The organism is Aeromonas sp. QDB25, assembly GCF_027707725.1.
In the GTDB taxonomy this organism is placed as follows: Bacteria; Pseudomonadota; Gammaproteobacteria; order Enterobacterales; family Aeromonadaceae; genus Aeromonas; species Aeromonas caviae.
This window is the reverse complement of the sequence record NZ_JAPCIZ010000015.1, coordinates 1-16,997: the sequence shown is the minus strand read 5'-3', so window position 1 is coordinate 16,997 and position 16,997 is coordinate 1. Positions and strand designations below refer to the sequence as shown.

12 protein-coding genes are annotated in these 16,997 nt (G+C 65.2%); 4 read left to right on the top strand and 8 right to left on the bottom strand.

From position 1 onward, the window contains the following. Positions 1-152: 152 nt before the first annotated feature. Positions 153-3,758 carry a pyruvate:ferredoxin (flavodoxin) oxidoreductase gene (gene nifJ, locus PG883_RS07445; RefSeq protein ID WP_113977957.1) on the bottom strand — a complete coding sequence of 1,202 codons (3,606 nt, stop codon included), beginning with the start codon at positions 3,756-3,758 and terminating at the stop codon, positions 153-155. Next, complete coding sequence (locus tag PG883_RS07440; RefSeq protein ID WP_113977955.1) at positions 3,755-5,401, bottom strand: NAD(P)-binding protein; 1,647 nt, start codon at positions 5,399-5,401, stop codon at positions 3,755-3,757. Before PG883_RS07440 ends, nifJ begins: the two co-directional genes overlap by 4 nt. A gap of 350 nt (positions 5,402-5,751) precedes the next feature. Here PG883_RS07440 and PG883_RS07435 point away from each other — a divergent pair, with 350 nt between their 5' ends. After that, a complete protein-coding gene (locus PG883_RS07435) occupies positions 5,752-7,554 on the top strand; it encodes a hybrid-cluster NAD(P)-dependent oxidoreductase (protein WP_113977953.1) in 1,803 nt (600 codons plus the stop codon). A gap of 80 nt (positions 7,555-7,634) precedes the next feature. Here PG883_RS07435 and htpX read toward each other — a convergent pair whose 3' ends face one another. The 5 genes from htpX to bioB all read right to left on the bottom strand — a co-directional run bounded on the left by htpX (position 7,635) and on the right by bioB (position 12,484). Beyond that, the gene (gene htpX, locus PG883_RS07430) at positions 7,635-8,507 is read right to left on the bottom strand and encodes a protease HtpX (protein ID WP_010674070.1); all 873 of its coding nucleotides are present in this window, start codon (positions 8,505-8,507) and stop codon (positions 7,635-7,637) included. Between the two features lie 113 nt (positions 8,508-8,620). Continuing rightward, the gene (bioD, locus tag PG883_RS07425) at positions 8,621-9,301 is read right to left on the bottom strand and encodes a dethiobiotin synthase (RefSeq protein ID WP_113977952.1); all 681 of its coding nucleotides are present in this window, start codon (positions 9,299-9,301) and stop codon (positions 8,621-8,623) included. A 108-nt stretch (positions 9,302-9,409) separates the two neighbouring features. Continuing rightward, complete coding sequence (gene bioC, locus PG883_RS07420) at positions 9,410-10,213, bottom strand: malonyl-ACP O-methyltransferase BioC (RefSeq protein ID WP_113977950.1); 804 nt, start codon at positions 10,211-10,213, stop codon at positions 9,410-9,412. Next, complete coding sequence (bioF, locus tag PG883_RS07415; RefSeq protein ID WP_113977948.1) at positions 10,203-11,399, bottom strand: 8-amino-7-oxononanoate synthase; 1,197 nt, start codon at positions 11,397-11,399, stop codon at positions 10,203-10,205. The genes bioC and bioF overlap by 11 nt, the downstream gene beginning before the upstream one ends. Next, the gene (gene bioB / locus PG883_RS07410; RefSeq protein WP_113977947.1) at positions 11,396-12,484 is read right to left on the bottom strand and encodes a biotin synthase BioB; all 1,089 of its coding nucleotides are present in this window, start codon (positions 12,482-12,484) and stop codon (positions 11,396-11,398) included. The genes bioF and bioB overlap by 4 nt, the downstream gene beginning before the upstream one ends. 193 nt (positions 12,485-12,677) lie before the next feature. On the opposite strand from bioB, the gene bioA reads away from it, so the two are divergent. Continuing rightward, positions 12,678-13,952: an adenosylmethionine--8-amino-7-oxononanoate transaminase gene (gene bioA, locus PG883_RS07405; protein ID WP_113977945.1), complete on the top strand. Its 1,275-nt coding sequence runs from the start codon at positions 12,678-12,680 to the stop codon at positions 13,950-13,952. A gap of 135 nt (positions 13,953-14,087) precedes the next feature. Next, positions 14,088-14,909 carry a HAMP domain-containing protein gene (locus PG883_RS07400; protein WP_039039868.1) on the top strand — a complete coding sequence of 274 codons (822 nt, stop codon included), beginning with the start codon at positions 14,088-14,090 and terminating at the stop codon, positions 14,907-14,909. On the opposite strand, the gene PG883_RS07395 is transcribed toward PG883_RS07400, so the two are convergent. Beyond that, positions 14,897-15,199 (bottom strand): hypothetical protein, encoded by a 303-nt coding sequence (locus PG883_RS07395; RefSeq protein ID WP_010674063.1) that lies wholly within the window; start codon positions 15,197-15,199, stop codon positions 14,897-14,899. The two genes, PG883_RS07400 and PG883_RS07395, sit on opposite strands and share 13 nt — an antisense overlap. Before the next feature lie 240 nt (positions 15,200-15,439). Between PG883_RS07395 and asnS the strand changes: the two genes are divergently transcribed. After that, positions 15,440-16,840 (top strand): asparagine--tRNA ligase, encoded by a 1,401-nt coding sequence (asnS, locus tag PG883_RS07390; protein WP_039039869.1) that lies wholly within the window; start codon positions 15,440-15,442, stop codon positions 16,838-16,840. Positions 16,841-16,997 lie beyond the last annotated feature (157 nt).

The following is a 16,997-nucleotide window of genomic DNA, read 5'->3' as shown; positions in this document are numbered from 1 at the left end:
CGAATACCTGGATAAGCAACTTATCCTGCCAGCCCGGCCCGACGCCGGGCTTTTTGTTGGCCGCCCCAAGGCGCGGCAACGGCCACTTCCCTTGGCACCGGAAAACGAAGCGGGCCAATGGCCCGCTTTGTCTTACCTGTTTCATCCCATGATCACACCGGCGGATGGAAATGGCTGGCCTCGCGGGTGGCCATCTCCTCGTAGGTGGCCCACTTCTGCCACGCCACTTGTTGCGCCACCTGCATCAGCCGCTCGGCCTCCTGTGGATGGCTCTGGGCCAGCACCCTATAACGGGTCTCCTGCTGCCGATATTCGGCAAGGGGGATGGAGGGGCGCAGGCTGTCGAGGCTGAAGGGGTTCTGCCCGGCGCTGCGCAGTACCGGGTTGTAGCGCATCAGCGGCCAGTGGCCCGAATCGACCGCACGCTTCTGTTGGGCCAATCCCTGCTCCATGTCGAGGCCGTGGGCGATGCAGTGGCTGTAGGCGATGATAAGGGACGGGCCCGGATAGGCTTCGGCCTCACGCAAGGCCTGCAGCGCCTGCTGCGGATTGGCCCCAAAGGCGATGCGGGCAACATAGACGTTGCCGTAGGAGATGGCCTGCAAGGCTACATCCTTCTTGGCCAGGGTCTTGCCCCCCGCCGCAAACTTGGCGACGGCACCGAGCGGGGTCGATTTCGACATCTGACCGCCGGTGTTGGAGTAGACCTCGGTATCCATCACCAGCACGTTCACATCACGGCCGGAGGCGAGCACATGATCGAGCCCCGCCGAGCCGATGTCATAGGCCCAGCCATCGCCGCCCACTATCCAGACCGAGCGGCGCACCAGCTGATCAATCAAGGAGAGCAGTTCGCGAGCTTTGCCGGATTTCACCTCTTCCAGCCGCTCCCGCACTTGCGCCACTCGGCCCCGCTGGGCGCGGATCTCCGACTCCAGCCGCTGCGGGGCGCTGATCAGCGACTCGACCAACGCTTCCCCGATCTCCCCCTTCATCGCCTGCAAGGCTGCCACTGCCTGACCGTGGTGCTGATCGGCGGTGAGGCGAAAACCAAAGCCGAACTCGGCGTTGTCCTCAAACAATGAGTTCGACCAGGCCGGCCCCTTCCCTTCACCGTTTTTGGCCCAGGGGGTAGTCGGCAGGTTGCCGCCGTAGATGGAGGAGCAACCGGTGGCGTTGGCCACCAGCATGCGATCACCAAACAGCTGGGTCAGCAGCTTGAGATAGGGGGTCTCGCCACAGCCGGCGCAAGCACCGGAGAACTCGAACAGGGGTTCGAGGAACTGGGTGCCGCGCACGGTGGAGAAGTCCACCCGCTCGCGGGCAGGCCACGGCAGGCTCTCGAACCAGCACAGCGCCTGTTTCTGGCCAGCCAGATGGGGCGCCTTGTCCATCATGACGATGGCACGCTCGCCTTCATGGCTCTCTCCTTCTGCACTCTCGCCTTGATGGCGGGCATCCGCTCCGGCCCGCACCGGACAAGCCTGCACGCACTGGCCACAACCGGTGCAATCCTCCGGATAGAGTTGCAATGTGTAGCGGCTGTCGGGGAAACCCCTGGCGGTGACGGGCACCGACTGCGCTGCCTCGGGGGCCGTTGCCAGCCAGTCCTGATGGTAGAACTTGGCCCGCAGCGCCCCATGGGGGCAAACAAAGACGCAGTTGCCGCACTGGATGCAGATATCGGAGTGCCAGATGGGGATCTCGCAGGCGATATCCCGCTTCTCGAAGCGGCTGGTGGCGGTGGGGTAAGTGCCATCCACCGGCAGCATGGAGACCGGGATGCGATCGCCGCGCCCCGCCAGCATCGGGCCTGTGACCCGCTGGACAAATTCGCTGCCACCCGGTGCCAGTGGCAGCGGATAGTCGCTGATCTGCTCCTCACCGGCCGGGATGGCCACCTGATGGAGATGAGCCAGAGTGTCGTCCACCGCCGCGAAGTTGCGCTCGACCACTTCGGGCCCCTTGCGGGCATAGCTCTTCTCGATGCTCTCCTTGATCAGCGCAATCGCCTCATCCCGCGGCAAGATGCCAGCCAGGGCGAAGAAGCAGGTCTGCATGATGGTGTTGATGCGATTGCCCATGCCGTTGCGCTCGGCCACCCGATCCCCATCGATGCAATAGAGCCGGATATCGAGGGCGCGGATGCGGGCACGCAGCCGCTCGGGCAGCTCGGCCCAGACCCGCTCAGGCTCATAGGGAGCATTGAGCAGCAGGGTCGCCCCTTCGGCGGCATGCTCCAGCAGATCCACTGACTCGACAAAGCCCCACTGGTGGCAGCCGATAAAGCTCGCCTGCTCGACAAGCCAGGGGGCATCGATGGGCTCGGGGCCAAAGCGCAGGTGGGAGACGGTGCGCGAGCCCGACTTCTTGGAGTCGTAGACGAAGTAGCCCTGAGCGTGGAAGCCCTCCAGCTCGCCGATGATCTTGATGCTGTTCTTGTTGGCGCCCACCGTGCCGTCGGCACCGAGGCCGAAGAAGAGCGCCCGCACCCGACTGGCGGGCTCCAGATCGCCGATGGGGTGCCAGGCCAGACTGAGGCCCGACACATCATCCACAATCCCCACGGTAAAGCGGGGGCGCGGCGCATCGGAGGCCAGCTCCTCAAACACGGCCGCGCACATGGCGGGGGTGAACTCCTTGGAAGAGAGGCCGTAGCGACCGCCGCTCAGCCAGGGCAGCCGCTTGATAAGGCCGCGCTGCAAACCGTCGATCAGCGCGCTCTGCACATCCAGCAGCAGCGGCTCGCCACCGGCACCCGGCTCCTTGGTGCGATCCAGCACCGCCATGCGCCGCACGCTCGCGGGCAGCGCATCGAGCAGCGCCTGTACCGGGAAGGGGCGATAGAGGCGAATGACCAGCACCCCGGTCTTGCGATCCTGCCGGTTGAGCCAATCCACCGTCGTGCGGGCGGTGGCGGCCCCCGAGCCCATCAGCACGATGACGTCGGTGGCATCCGGGGCGCCGTGATACTCCACCAGCCGGTAGTGGCGGCCGGTCAGCTCACCGAGGCTCTCCATGCACTGCTGCACCCGGGCCGGCACCGCCTCGTAGAAGGGGTTGACGCTCTCGCGGGACTGGAAATAGGTATCCGGGTTCTGGGCGGTGCCACGCATCACCGGATGATCCGGGTTGAGCGCCCGGGCACGGTGGGCCCGCACCCAGTCGTTGTCGATCAGCGCCCGGATCTCATCTTTGTGCAGCGCGGTGATCTTGTTCACCTCGTGGGAGGTACGGAACCCGTCGAAGAAGTGGATAAAGGGCACCCGGCACTGCAAGGTGACACTGTGGGCGACCAGGGCCAGGTCCTGCGCCTCCTGCACCGAGCCGGAGGCGAGCATGGCAAAGCCGGTGCTGCGCGCCGCCATCACGTCCTGATGGTCGCCAAAGATCGACAGCCCCTGCGCCGCCAAGGATCGGGCCGCCACATGGAACACCGCCGAAGTCAGTTCACCGGCGATCTTGTACATGTTGGGCAGCATCAGCATCAGTCCCTGACTGGCGGTGAAGGTGGTGGCGAGCGCCCCCGCCTGCAGGGCGCCGTGTACCGTGCCAGCCGCTCCTCCTTCGCTCTGCATCTCTACCACGGTGGGGATGTTGCCCCACAGGTTGGTCTGCCCCTGTGCCGCCCAGGCATCGGCCAGTTCGGCCATGGTCGAGCTCGGGGTAATAGGGTAGATGGCACACACTTCGCTCAGCTGGTACGCCACCCGGGCCGCGGCTTCGTTGCCGTCGACCATGATCAATTCATGTTTCATTGGGACTCCTCCGGTTGGCGAAGCTCGATGGCGTGGCAGGGACACTGGTCGTGGCAGGCACCGCAGCCGGTGCAACGCTCGGCATCCACCTGATACCCCAGACCCGGCCCCAGCTTGGCGATGGCCTGCTCGGGGCAGCTGCCATAGCAACCGTCACACTCGAAGCAGTTGCCGCAGGAGTAACAACGCGCCGCCTCGTAGCGGGCGGCCACCTCATCCAGTCCGCCGATGATCTCGCCAAAGTCGTCCCGCGCCGAGGGCGGTTTGACCGGCTGGCTGCTGGCCGGCGCATGGGTCTGGAACCAGAGCTGCAACTGCTCGGGCCCCACCAATGAATAGGAGAGCGGCTTGTGGTAGAGGCGACCGCGCAGCCAGGCATCCATATGGCGCGCCGCCTTCTTGCCGTGGCCGGTGGCGATGGTGACGGTGCGCTCGGAGGGCACCATGTCGCCACCGGCAAAGAGGCCCGGCACATCCGTCATCAGGTTCTCGCCAACCTGTACTACTCCCTCCTTGTTGACCCGCACGCCGGGGATGCTCTCCAGCACCGAGAGGTCGACCTCCTGACCCAGCGCCAGAATGAGGGAGTCTGCTTCGAGGGTTTCAAACTTGCCGGTGGGCACCGGCTTGCCCTCAGCATCCAGCGCCATCACCTCCACCTCGATGTTGGTACTGTCGAGCTGGCGGATGGTGCGCAGCCAGTTGATCTTGATCCCCTCCTCCTCGGCCTCATCGGCTTCAAAAGCGTGGGCCGGCATATGGTCCCGGTCGCGGCGGTAGATGATCATCGCCTCCTCGACCCCGAGGCGACGAGCGGTACGGGCCGCATCCATGGCGGTGTTGCCGCCGCCGTAGATGGCCACCCGCCGTCCCAGTTTTGGCGGTGGCAGTCCTTTCTCTTCGGCCAGACTCGCCTGTTCTAGGAAGCTCACCGCATCGAGGATCTTGCCCGCCTCCCGGGCCGGAATATCGACCCGCTTTGCCAGATGGGCACCGATGGCCATGAAGACGGCGTCAAAGCCCCCCTGGTCGCGCTCGCACAGCACATCCTCCACCTTGTGGTTGAGGGTAAGGGTGACACCGGCCGCGACGATGCGGGCCACCTCCCGATCCAGCACATCGCGAGGCAGGCGGTAGGCGGGAATGCCGAAACGCAGCATGCCGCCCGCCAGCGGCCCTGCCTCGCGGATCTCCACCTGATGGCCGAGCCGATTGAGGTGCCAGGCGCAGGAGAGGCCGGAGGGACCGGCACCGATCACCAGCACCTTCTTGCCGCTGGCAGGGGCAGGTGGCACAGGCAGCCAGCCCCGGGCCAGCGCCTCGTCGCCAAGGAAGCGCTCGATGGCGTGGATGGAGACGGCATCATCCACCTGGGCACGGTTGCAGGCCGTTTCGCAGGGGTGATAGCAGACCCGCCCGTGGACCGCAGGCAGGGGATTTTCTTCGATGAGTCGTTGCCAGGCCGCCTCAAAGCGGCCCGCTTCGGCCAGGGCGAGCCAGGCCTGGATGTTCTCGCCAGCCGGGCAGGCGTGGTTGCAAGGTGGCAGGGCCGGCCGCCAGACGGGCAGCCGGGTGCGGACCGGGCCTGTTCCCGTTTTCTGGGAGAGATCCGGCTGTGGGGTCATATCCAGTTGTTTGCTCATACATTGCTTTCTTCTTTTTGTGTGACAGGCCCCATCCGAATGCGCTTGATACCGTGTTGCCTGGGCAGACGGTGGCCGGAGAGGGAAGAAGCGAAAGCGTCAGAAACTGGAAGCTGGCCCGATGATGGGCCGTTTTTTGTACGACATGGTGGATCAGGATCAATAAATGTTGCGCTTTATGGGTCGCCCCCTTCACAACCGGATCCCCGTCACACCCCGCAGCCATTCGGGCCTGTCGCCCGAGCCCCCTCGCCGCCCTCGACATGGGCAGCAGGAGAAGATTGCCGCCCGGGACAGGAATCGTTATCTTCCCCTCTTCACAGGAATCGCCACAGCACAAGGACCAGGACATGCCGACCCTCGCCAGCATACATCTCTACCCCATCAAATCGACGGCAGGCATGCCGCTGGAGCGCGCCCGGGTGACCCAGGAGGGACTTGCCGGGGATCGCCGCTACATGGTGGTCAAACCGGATGGCACCTTTATCACCGCCCGCACCCATCCCCAGTTGCAGCAGGTGGTGGCCACCCCCGTCGAGGGGGGGCTGCAACTGCGCTATCCGGGTCTGCCCCCCCTTGCCCTCATGGAGGCGGCGTTCAGTCGCGCCCCTCAGCACACCGGAGTCTGGGGGGATCGCTTTACCGCCCTGCACACCGGGCCCGACGCCGATGAGTGGCTGAGCCGGGTGGCGAGGGAGCCGGTGCGCCTGCTCTGGCTCGGGGAGGCATCCGATCGTTTTCGGGAGAAGACCGGCACCCGGGTGAGCTTTGCGGACGGCTACCCCTTGCTGCTCATCAGCCAGGCTTCCCTTGAGGATCTCAACCTGAGATCCGATGCCTTGCACCAGATGAGCCAATTTCGTACCAACCTGGTGGCGAGCGGCACCCGCCCCTTCGAGGAGGACGGCTGGAAACGGATCCGCATCGGCGAGGTGGAGTTTCGGGTGGACAAGCCGTGCAGCCGCTGCATCATGACCACGGTGGAGGCAGGCACGGAGCGCTTCAATGCCCTGAAAGAGCCGCTGGCCACCCTCACCCGCTACCGCCGTGGCGAAGATGGTGAGGTCTACTTCGGCCAGAATCTGGTGGCCCTGAACGAGGGGTGGATTGAAGCGGGCAGCGAGATCGAGGTGCTGGAGCAGGCCCGGGCGCCGGTCTACCCCAACGCGGCCCCGAAAAAGCGGGAGCTGGTGTGCGTCGCCCGGGAACCCCTGGCCCGGGATCTGGAAACCTTCTGGTTCGAGGCCGCCGACGGCGAGCCCCTGCCCGACTACCTGCCTGGCCAGCACCTGCCCATCAGCCTCGATATCAAAAACACACGGGTTCAACGCCGCTACACCCTGAGCTCCACGCCGGAGCGGCCCGAGCGTTACAGCATCAGCGTCAAGAAGCTGGCCGATGGCCGCCTCTCCCCCTGGCTGCACCATGAGTTGAAAGTGGGCGACCGGTTGCTGGCCGCCCCCCCGGCCGGCGAGTTTCACTTAGGGTCCGAGCGCAGGCTGCTGCTACTCTCGGCGGGATCCGGTGTCACCCCCATGCTCTCCATTGCCCGCACTCTGGCACTACGGGGGGAGCTCGATGACGTCCACTTCATGCACCTGTGCCGCAGCGAGGCAGACATTCCTGCCGCCAGCGAGCTGCACGCCATGGCGCAGCAGGGAATGACCCTCACCCTGATCCTGAGCCAGCCTGACAAACACTGGCAGGGGCTCAGCGGCCGTCTGAAAGACGATCACCTGGGCCGGATCCGAGGTTTGCAGGAGCGGGAGGTGTTCATCTGCGGCCCTCACGGCTTCATGGCCGATGCAGCCAACCGGCTGACCGCCCTCGGCGTACCGGCCGGGCGCATCCGCCAGGAGAGCTTTGGCGGGGCCCTGCTCTCGGTGGCCCGCCCCCATCAGGCGGTGCAACTGCGTATCGGCGAGCGGGTGTTTGCGGGCAACAACCAGGGCACCGTGCTGGATCAGGCCAACAAGCAGGGGGTAGAGCTGCCCTGGAGCTGCCGTGCCGGCATCTGCGGCAGTTGCAAGCAGACTCTGGTCTCGGGCGAGGTGGATCACCCCGATGCCCCCGCCATCAGCGCCGCCGAGCGTGCCGAGGGCAAGATCCTCGCCTGCTGCGCCGTGCCCCTGACGGATCTGGTGATCAAATAGGGTGATCGGGGGGCAAAACCCCGTCCCCGGAATGCAAAACGGCTGCCCGAGGGCAGCCGTTTTCTTTAGATGACTGGCTATCAGCCACGCAGGGCGGCGATGCGCTGCTCGATGGGCGGGTGGCTCATGAACAGCTCGCTCATGGAGCGCTTGCCGTTGATGCCGAACGCCATCATGGAACCCTCCATCTGCGGCTCGGCACCGCGGGCGAGACGCTGGAGCGCGGCAATCATCTTGTCGCGGCCGGCCAGCTTGGCGGCACCGGCGTCGGCACGGAACTCGCGCTGACGGCTGAACCACATGACGATGATGGAGGCGAGCACGCCGAACACCATCTCCAGCACGAACACGGTGATCATGTAGGCGAAACCGCCGGTGCTGCTGCTCTCTTCCTCGTTGTTGGAGCTGAAGAAGTTGCTGATGACGCCGGCCACGATGCGGGCGAAGAACATCACGAAGGTGTTCACCACCCCCTGGATCAGGGTCAAGGTCACCATGTCGCCGTTGGCCACGTGGCTCACCTCGTGGGCCAGCACGGCTTCCGCCTCGTCGCGGCTCATGCTGTAGAGCAGACCGGAGGAGACGGCGACGAGGGAGTCGTCACGGCGGGCGCCGGTGGCAAAGGCGTTCATCTCGGGGGAGTCGTAGATCCCCACTTCCGGCATCTTGATGCCAGCCTCACGGGCCTGACGGGCAACAGTGCTCACCAGCCAGTGCTCGGTCTCGTTGCGGGGCTGCTCGATGACCTGGACGCCATAGCTGCGCTTGGCCATCCACTTGGACATCAGCAAGGAGATAAAGGAACCCCCAAAACCGAACACGGCGCAGAATACCAACAGACCGGAAATGCTGGACTTGTTGATCCCCAGAACCGAGAACAGGATATTGAGTACCACCCCCAGCACCAGCATGACGGCCAGGTTGGTCACCAGGAATAGCATAATTCGCTTCATATTGACTCCTTGTGAGATATGGATGCATGGTTCGGGGCGCCCCAGGGGCGACCGATACCACACTTGCCCCAGATAATAGACAGACTCGATGAATGTTTGCTGAATGTCTGGCCTCAGAGCAAGGGCGACACATCGAGACAGTGGTGCAAATCCACCTCATTCACCGCGTCCACGAAGGGGAGCTCCCCCAGAAATGGGGCCGGCAACATGGCTTTCAAGGTGTCCAGGTTCTCCTCGTAGCGGCTCATGTGCGGATCCACCCGGTTGATGACCCAGCCCGCCAGGGTCAACCCCTGCTGGCGAATGGCGCTGACGGTGAGCAGGGCATGGTTGAGGCAGCCCAGCCTGGCCCCCACCACCAGGATCACCGGCAGCCGCTCCTGGGCGACCCACTCCGAGAGCAGACGCTGATGATCCAACGGCAGGAACCAGCCCCCCGCCCCTTCGACAATGACGAGATCGGCCCCAGCTCCCTCAATCTCCCGCAAGCCGGCGGACAGCCCCTCGAAGGGGATGCTCACCCCCCGCTCACGGGCGGCGATATGGGGGGCGATGGGCGGCTCGAAGGCATAGGGATTGACCTGCTCGTAGGGCAGCGCAACCGTGGCCGCCCGCTGCAACAGCAAGGCATCCAGATTGCGAAGCCCCTCCGGGGTGCGGGTGCAGCCCGCCGACACCGGTTTGTACCCGGCGCAGCGAATGCCTCTGGCGGCAAGCGCCAGCAACAGGGTGCGAGCCACCAGGGTCTTGCCCACGTCGGTGTCCGTGCCCGTGATGAAATAGGATGTCCCCATGATGATTCCTCGATGCAGTGCAGGGGCGCAGAGGCACCCCGATATCCATGGTGAAAGGCAGGCGCGCGTCCTGCCGCTGAAGGGGTGGGTGCGCCGGGTCTTTTTGTGTCAGCGCCGCACCAGGCGCCCGAAGCAGACCTCGTAGCTGGCGGCCAGCAGGCCGTCCGGTTGACGGTGGCGCTCGTAGGCCTCCCCCAGTCGCACCAGGCGCTGGCGATGACCCAGGCCCGCAGACCGCTCGTCGTTGACCTGGCTCGCACCTATCCCTTTGAGGTCGCGCAGCAGTCCGCTGAGCGCCGGGTAGGCGAGGGACCAGGTCAGCGGGCAGAGTGCCGGGGCCTCGAAGCCCCCGTCACGGGCCGCCTGCTGCAACTGGGGCAACGTCAGGAAGCGATTGACATGGTCACGACCATCCACGGCCCGCCAGGCCTCCCGCAGTTGCCACAGTGACCCCGAAAGCAGGGTCGAGAAGAAGACCTGGCCACCGGGTTTGAGCACCCGGTTGAGCTCGGCAAAGGCCTGGGCCGGCCGCTCGCACCACTGCAGGGCCAGGCTGGAGAAAACCCAGTCCAGGCTCTGGTCGGCAAAGGGCAGCCCCTCCGCGTCGCCGCACACCAGGCGGGCTCCGCTGCCGCGAAGGGCCGCCTGGGCCAGCATGCCGGGAGCGAGATCCAGCCCGGTCAGCGTCTCGCAGCGCGGCGCCAGGGCAGGCAGGAAGAAACCGGTGCCGCAGCCCAGATCCAGCCCGGCCCCTGAGCGCACCTCTTTCACGCCCCCCTCGTCCATGCGCGCCAGCAGCGACTGCCCCACCTCCTGCTGGAAGCGGGCGTGGGCGTCGTAGTGGCGGGCCGCCGCCCCGAAGCGGCGGGCGAGCTGTGCCTTGTCCACCGACTGGAAACGCTCATGCACCATGGGTGCCCCCTCTCTCGTCAGTGGATGGGCGGGGTCCCAGGGCCTCGAGCAGGCGATCCACGTCATCTTCGCCATGGGCGGCGCACAGGGTGATGCGAAGGCGCGCCGTGCCGAGCGGCACCGTGGGTGGGCGGATGGCGCCGGCCCAGACACCGCACTCCCGCAGCCGCTCGGCCAGTTGCAGAGCAGCGACGCTCTCCCCCACCAGCAGCGGCTGGATGGGGGTATCGCTTGCCCCAAGCCGCCAGCCGAGCGCCTGCGCCCCCTGCCGGAACCGGGCGACAAGGCGAGCCAGGTGGGCACGGGCCTCGTTGGCTACGCGTACCAGCTCGATGCTCTGGCGCACGGCGCACGCCTGGGCGGGGGGCATATGGGTGCTGTAGACATAGTGGCGGGCAAAATTGACCAGGTACTCCACCAGCTCGCGACTGCCACCCACAAAGGCGCCGGCCACCCCGAGCGCCTTGCCGAAGGTCCCCATCTGGATGTGCACGCTGGCCGGGTTCACCCCCTGGGCCGCCAGGGTGCCGCGCCCCTCGGCCCCAAGCACCCCAATACCGTGGGCATCGTCGATCATCAGCCAGTTGCCGCTTAGGGCTGCGAGTGTTGCAAGTTCAGCCCAGGGCCCCTGATCCCCGTCCATGCTGAACACCCCTTCCGAGACGATCAGGCCCCGGTTTGGCTCGAGTTGACGCTCAAGGGCCGCCATGTCGTTGTGGCCGAAGCGCTTCATCCTGCAGGGGAGCTGGCTGCCCATCTCCTGCAGGGAGGCATGGTTGAGCCTGTCCTGCCACAGCAGATGCTCCTTGCCGAGCAGGGCCTTGAGCACCGCCTGGTTGGCGGAGAAGCCGCAGTTGAACAGCAACACCGCCTCCACCCCGAGCCAGTCGGCCAGCGTCTCTTCCAGCTGCTGGTGAGCGCGGCTGTAGCCGGTCACCAGGGGCGAGGCGCCCGCGCCCGCGCCATATTGCGCCACGCCCGCCGCGAAGGCGGCCTTGATGGCGGTATGGCCCGCGAGCCCCAGGTAGTCGTTGCCAGAGACGTTGAGGTAGTCCCGCCCCCCGACCCGGATCCGCCCGCCGCTCGCGACCTCTACCGGGGTGCGGCGGCGCAGCAGGGCGGCCTGCTCACGCTCGGCCAGGGCCTGCCCCAGTGCAAAGGGGCCGGTGACAACAGGCGTCATCATGTACGGACGGCTTCTGCGCGGGGACGAGTGGCGTCGTAGAAGAGCTCGCTGGACTCGCTCTGGCGACTCACCTCGGCCAGCAGCTCTTCCTCTTGAACCTGATCCGGCTTCTGGGCCCGCTGGGCGGGGCGAATGCCGAGGCGCTTGAACAGCTGCATGTCGCTGTTCTCGTCCGGATTGGGAGTGGTCAGCAGCTTGCAGCCATAAAATATCGAATTTGCCCCCGCCATAAAGCACATGGCCTGCATCTGCTCGTTCATCTTCTCCCGCCCGGCGGAAAGGCGCACGTGGGAGGCCGGCATCATGATGCGCGCCACTGCGATGGTGCGGATAAATTCGAACGGGTCCAGGTTCTCCTGGTTCTCCAGGGGCGTTCCCTTCACCTTGACCAGCATGTTGATGGGCACGCTCTCCGGGTGGCGCGGCAGATTGGCGAGCGCCATCAGGAGGCCCGCCCGATCTTTCGCCTGCTCCCCCATGCCGACGATGCCGCCGGAGCAGACCTTCATGCCGGCACCGCGCACATGCTCCAGGGTGTCGAGCCTGTGCTGATAGGTGCGGGTGGTGATGATGTCGCCGTAGAACTCCGGCGAGGTGTCGAGGTTGTGGTTGTAGTAATCGAGCCCCGCAGCCCCGAGACGCGCCGCCTGATCGGCGGTCAGCATCCCCAGCGTCATGCAGGTCTCCATACCGAGCCCGCGCACCTCTTCAATCATGCGCAGGATATAGGGCATGTCCTTCTCTTTCGGGTTGCGCCAGGCCGCCCCCATGCAGAAGCGGGACGAGCCGTTGGCCTTGGCCTCCCGGGCCCGCTCCAGCACTTTTTCCACCTCCATCAGCCGCTCGGTCTCGAGCCCGGTGTGGTAGCGAGCGCTCTGGGGACAATATTTGCAATCTTCCGGGCAGGCCCCGGTCTTGATGGAGAGCAGGGTGCTTACCTGAACCTCGTTCGGGTCGAAATGGGCGCGGTGCACCGTCTGGGCCTGGAACAGCAGATCGTTGAATGGCAGGGCGAACAGGGCCTGAACCTCGGTCAGGGTCCAGTCGTGACGAAGGGCGTGGGCGCCCGCGGTGAGAGCATTCATACATGGCTTCCGGTTGTTATTGGTGGGATCCTGCGCCGCGCTCAAGAGAGCGTTCGCCGCAAGACCCGCCAGCTGGACAGCGCGACGCCAGGGCGTGCGCGAAGCCAAGTGGCTGAAATTGTTGGCTAGTGTAGAGAGCACGCGTAGACTGTCAACACCGACCAGATCAAATCAATTGACAACAGAACATTAAATGACCAACCAAGAATTCGACCTGCACCACGTCTGGCACCCCTATACCTCCCTCACCCATCCCCTGCCCTGCTATGAAGTGGCCAGCGCCAAAGGGGTAACCCTCACCCTGACGGACGGGCGCGAGCTGGTGGATGGCATGAGCTCCTGGTGGGCCTGCGTTCACGGCTATCAGGTGCCGGAACTGGACGCGGCCGCCACCGCCCAGCTCGGCAAGATGTCCCACGTGATGTTTGGCGGCCTGACCCATGCCCCGGCGGTCGAGCTCTGCCGCAAACTGGTGGAAATCACCCCGAAGGGGCTGGATCGGGTCTTTCTGGCGGATTCCGGCTCGGTGGCGGTGGAGGTGGCCCTCAAGATGGCCCAGCAGTACTGGCATGCCAAAGGGACGCCCCGCGCCAAATTCGTTGCCCTTCGGGGCGGCTATCACGGCGACACCTTCGGCGCCATGAGCGTGTGCGATCCCGATGGCGGCATGCACGAGCTCTACCAGGGCTTCCTGCCCGAGCACCATTTCGTCGAAGCGCCAAGCTGCCGCTTCCACGCCCAGTGGGACGAGCAGAGCGTGGTGGAGCTGGCCACCCTGGTGGCGGATCATCACGAGGAAATTGCCGCCATCGTGCTCGAACCCATCGTCCAGGGGGCCGGCGGCATGCGCTTCTACCACCCCCGCTACCTGCAGTGGGTGCGCGCCCTGTGCGACGAGTTCGGCGTGCTGCTCATAGCAGATGAAATCGCCACCGGCTTTGGCCGCACCGGCCAGCTCTTTGCCTGCGACTGGGCGGGGATCAGCCCCGACATCATGTGCCTGGGCAAGGCGCTCACCGGCGGCTACCTGACGCTGTCGGCCACGCTCACTACAGAGCATGTGGCTCGCACCGTGTGTGACGGAAAGGCGGGCGTCTTCATGCACGGCCCCACCTTCATGGGCAATCCATTGGCATGTGCGGTAGCCAACGCCTCCATCGAGTTGCTGCTCGCCTCCCCGTGGCAGGCGCGGGTGCAAGCCATCGAACACCAACTCAAAACCGAACTGGTGGAGCTGACCCTGCACCGGGCGGTGGCGGATGTGCGGGTGCTCGGCGCCATCGGGGTGGTGGAGATGAAGGAGCGGGTGGACGTGGCGCGCATCCAGCGCAAGTTCGTGGAGCTGGGCGCCTGGATCCGTCCCTTTGGCAAGCTCATCTACCTGATGCCCCCCTTCGTCATCACCCCTGAAGAGCTGCGGGTATTGACCGGCGCCATCCACGAGGCCATCACCAGCGGCGAATATTGAGTCCGGCTGAACGGGCCCTGCATGAGAACGCAGGGCCTTTTGGCGCTTTTTCATCAGAATGTGAGCAAGACACCAAAACCCGTCCGGCGAGGAGAGTAGACTGCGCGGGTTTTACCCAACAGATGTACCAGTCCCATGCGCCTCTCCATTGCTGCCAAGATCAACTTCTTCCTGCTCTTCATCTTCTCCATGGTGTTGGTGTTTTCCGCGGCCTATCAGGCGGTGCGCGAGCGTGACCTCATCCTGACCCTCATCAAGGAACAGAGCCGCGAGCAGACCGAGGCCTACTTCGACGGCCTCAACATGCTGATGCTGACCGGCAAGATGGACGCCCGCGACACCCTGCGCGCCAAGTTTCTCGATCACGCCCACGTGGAAGATGCCCGCATCGTGCGCGGGGCGGCGGTCAACAAGCAGTACGGGCCGGGCCGTGACGACGAAGCCCCGAAGGACAGGTTTGATGCCCTGGCGCTGGCGGGCAAGGGGAGCCTGGAGGTAGAGCATGACGGCATGCACAGCCGGCTGGTGGTGACCCGCCCGCTGCTGGCCAGAAAGGATTTTCGCGGTACCGACTGCACCAGTTGCCACCAGGTGCCGGAAAACACCGTGCTGGGGGCGGTGCGTTTTGACTACTCCCTCGACACCCTGTTTACCCGGGTGGAGCAGAACATCCTCACCTCGGCCCTGAGCCTCACCCTCATCTTCGGGCTGGGACTCCTGCTCACCCTCTGGGTCATCCGCACCTGGATAGTCCGCCCCCTCAACCAGCTGACCCGCTCCATGGAGGAGGCCACCGATCGCAACGACTTCGGCCACAGGCTGGAGGGGGATGAAGGGGACGAGATTGGCCGGGTGGCGCTCGCCTACAACCAGATGCTCGACAGCGTGGAGCGCCAGATAGGCAAGCGCCCCGCCTCTCAGGGGAAGGATGACGGCGACGGCCCTCAGCCCCGGTAGTAAAGCAGCAGGCAGGCCACCAGGATCAGCAGCAGGATGAAGAGATTGACGTGGCGGGCATCTTCCTGCCGACGGCTGCGGCCACGGGCCAGCACCAGCACCACTAGGGTCAGCAGGCAGCAACCCCAGAGCCCGCGCTCCAGCCAGGGGGTGAGCAGGGGGTCCCAGCTCTGGCGCACCTTGACGCCCCCATAGACCAGAAAGCCGTAAGCCACCTCTGGCCGGGCGAAGTGATAGAGGGAGAGCAGGGCGACAAAGCCGCCCCAGCAGAGGATCACCAGCCCCTGCAACACCCGTATCCAGCCATCCGGCCCCCGCCTGCGCTCCTTCACCCTCACCCCCGTCCAGCCGCCATGATCCATGCACGATGCATGGGGAAATCCCCGCAAGGGTCCGACATTTTTGCTTGTTTATCAAACCTGCGCGGGTAAGATGAACGGCTTAGTCTGCCATGGTGGGCCAACTGCGCCCGGGCCAGACCCCTAGTGTTGCAAATAGCGCTGCAAGAACAAGCTGGAGACAATATTTCGATGACGCACGCATCCGTAGTTGATGTGCTGGCCGGTAAGTATTCGGTCGGCACCACCCTGACTGTGAAAGGGTGGATCCGGACCCGCCGCGATTCCAAGGCGGGGATCTCATTTTTGGCCGTTTCCGATGGCTCCTGCTTCCATCCGGTGCAGGCCGTCGCCCCCAATACCCTGGCCAATTACGAGAATGAAGTGCAACGTCTGACCACAGCTTGCTCCGTCGAAGTGACCGGCACCGTGGTCGAGTCCCAGGGCAGCGGCCAGGCGTTCGAACTGCAGGCCACCGAGGTCAAGGTGGTGGGCTGGGTCGAAGATCCGGACACCTACCCCATGTCTGCCAAGCGCCACAGCATCGAGTACCTGCGCGAGCAGGGCCACCTGCGTGCCCGCACCAACATCGTCGGTGCCGTGACCCGGGTGCGCAACTGCCTCTCCCAGGCCATTCACCGCTTCTTCCACGAACAGGGCTACCTCTGGATCGCGGCGCCCCTCATCACCGCCTCCGACACTGAAGGGGCCGGCGAGATGTTCCGCGTCTCCACCCTGGACATGGAAAACCTGCCGCGCACCCCCGAAGGCAAGGTGGACTACGACAAGGACTTCTTCGGCAAGGAGACCTTCCTGACCGTGTCCGGCCAGCTGAACGTCGAAACCTACGCCTGCGCCCTGTCCAAGGTCTACACCTTCGGCCCGACCTTCCGCGCCGAAAACTCCAACACCAGCCGCCACCTGGCCGAGTTCTGGATGGTGGAGCCGGAAGTGGCCTTCGCCGATCTGGAAGACAACGCCGCCCTGGCCGAAGCCATGCTGAAGTACGTCTTCAACGCCGTGCTGACCGAGCGCCGCGACGATCTGGAGTTCTTCGCCCAGCACGTGGACAAGGACGCCATCGGCCGTCTGGAGCGCTTCGTCGCCTCCGACTTCGCCCAGATTGACTACACCGACGCCATCGACGTGCTGCAAAACTGCGGCAAGAGCTTCGAGTTCCCGGTCTCCTGGGGCATCGATCTCTCCTCCGAGCACGAGCGCTACCTGGCCGAGGAGCACTTCAAGTCCCCGGTGGTGGTGAAGAACTACCCGAAAGACATCAAGGCCTTCTACATGCGCCTCAACGACGACGGCAAGACCGTTGCCGCCATGGACGTACTGGCTCCGGGGATCGGCGAGATCATCGGCGGCTCCCAGCGTGAAGAGCGTCTCGAGGTGCTGGATGCCCGTCTGGCCGAGATGGGCCTGAACAAGGAAGACTACTGGTGGTACCGCGATCTGCGTCGCTACGGCACCGTGCCGCACTCCGGCTTCGGTCTGGGCTTCGAACGCCTGGTGGTCTACGTGACCGGCATGGGCAACGTGCGCGACGTGATCCCCTTCCCCCGTACTCCCCGCACCGCCGAGTTCTAAGGCGACCCGCCCACTCGCACCGTGCAAAAGCCGACCCCCGGGGTCGGCTTTTTTTAGGTTCTTCGCGGGATCCTGGGAAAGTGGAAGTTGACAGACAGGGTGCTGGTAAACTGGCTGTCTCCAAACACACCACCACCATCACCCTGCTGTCGCCGTG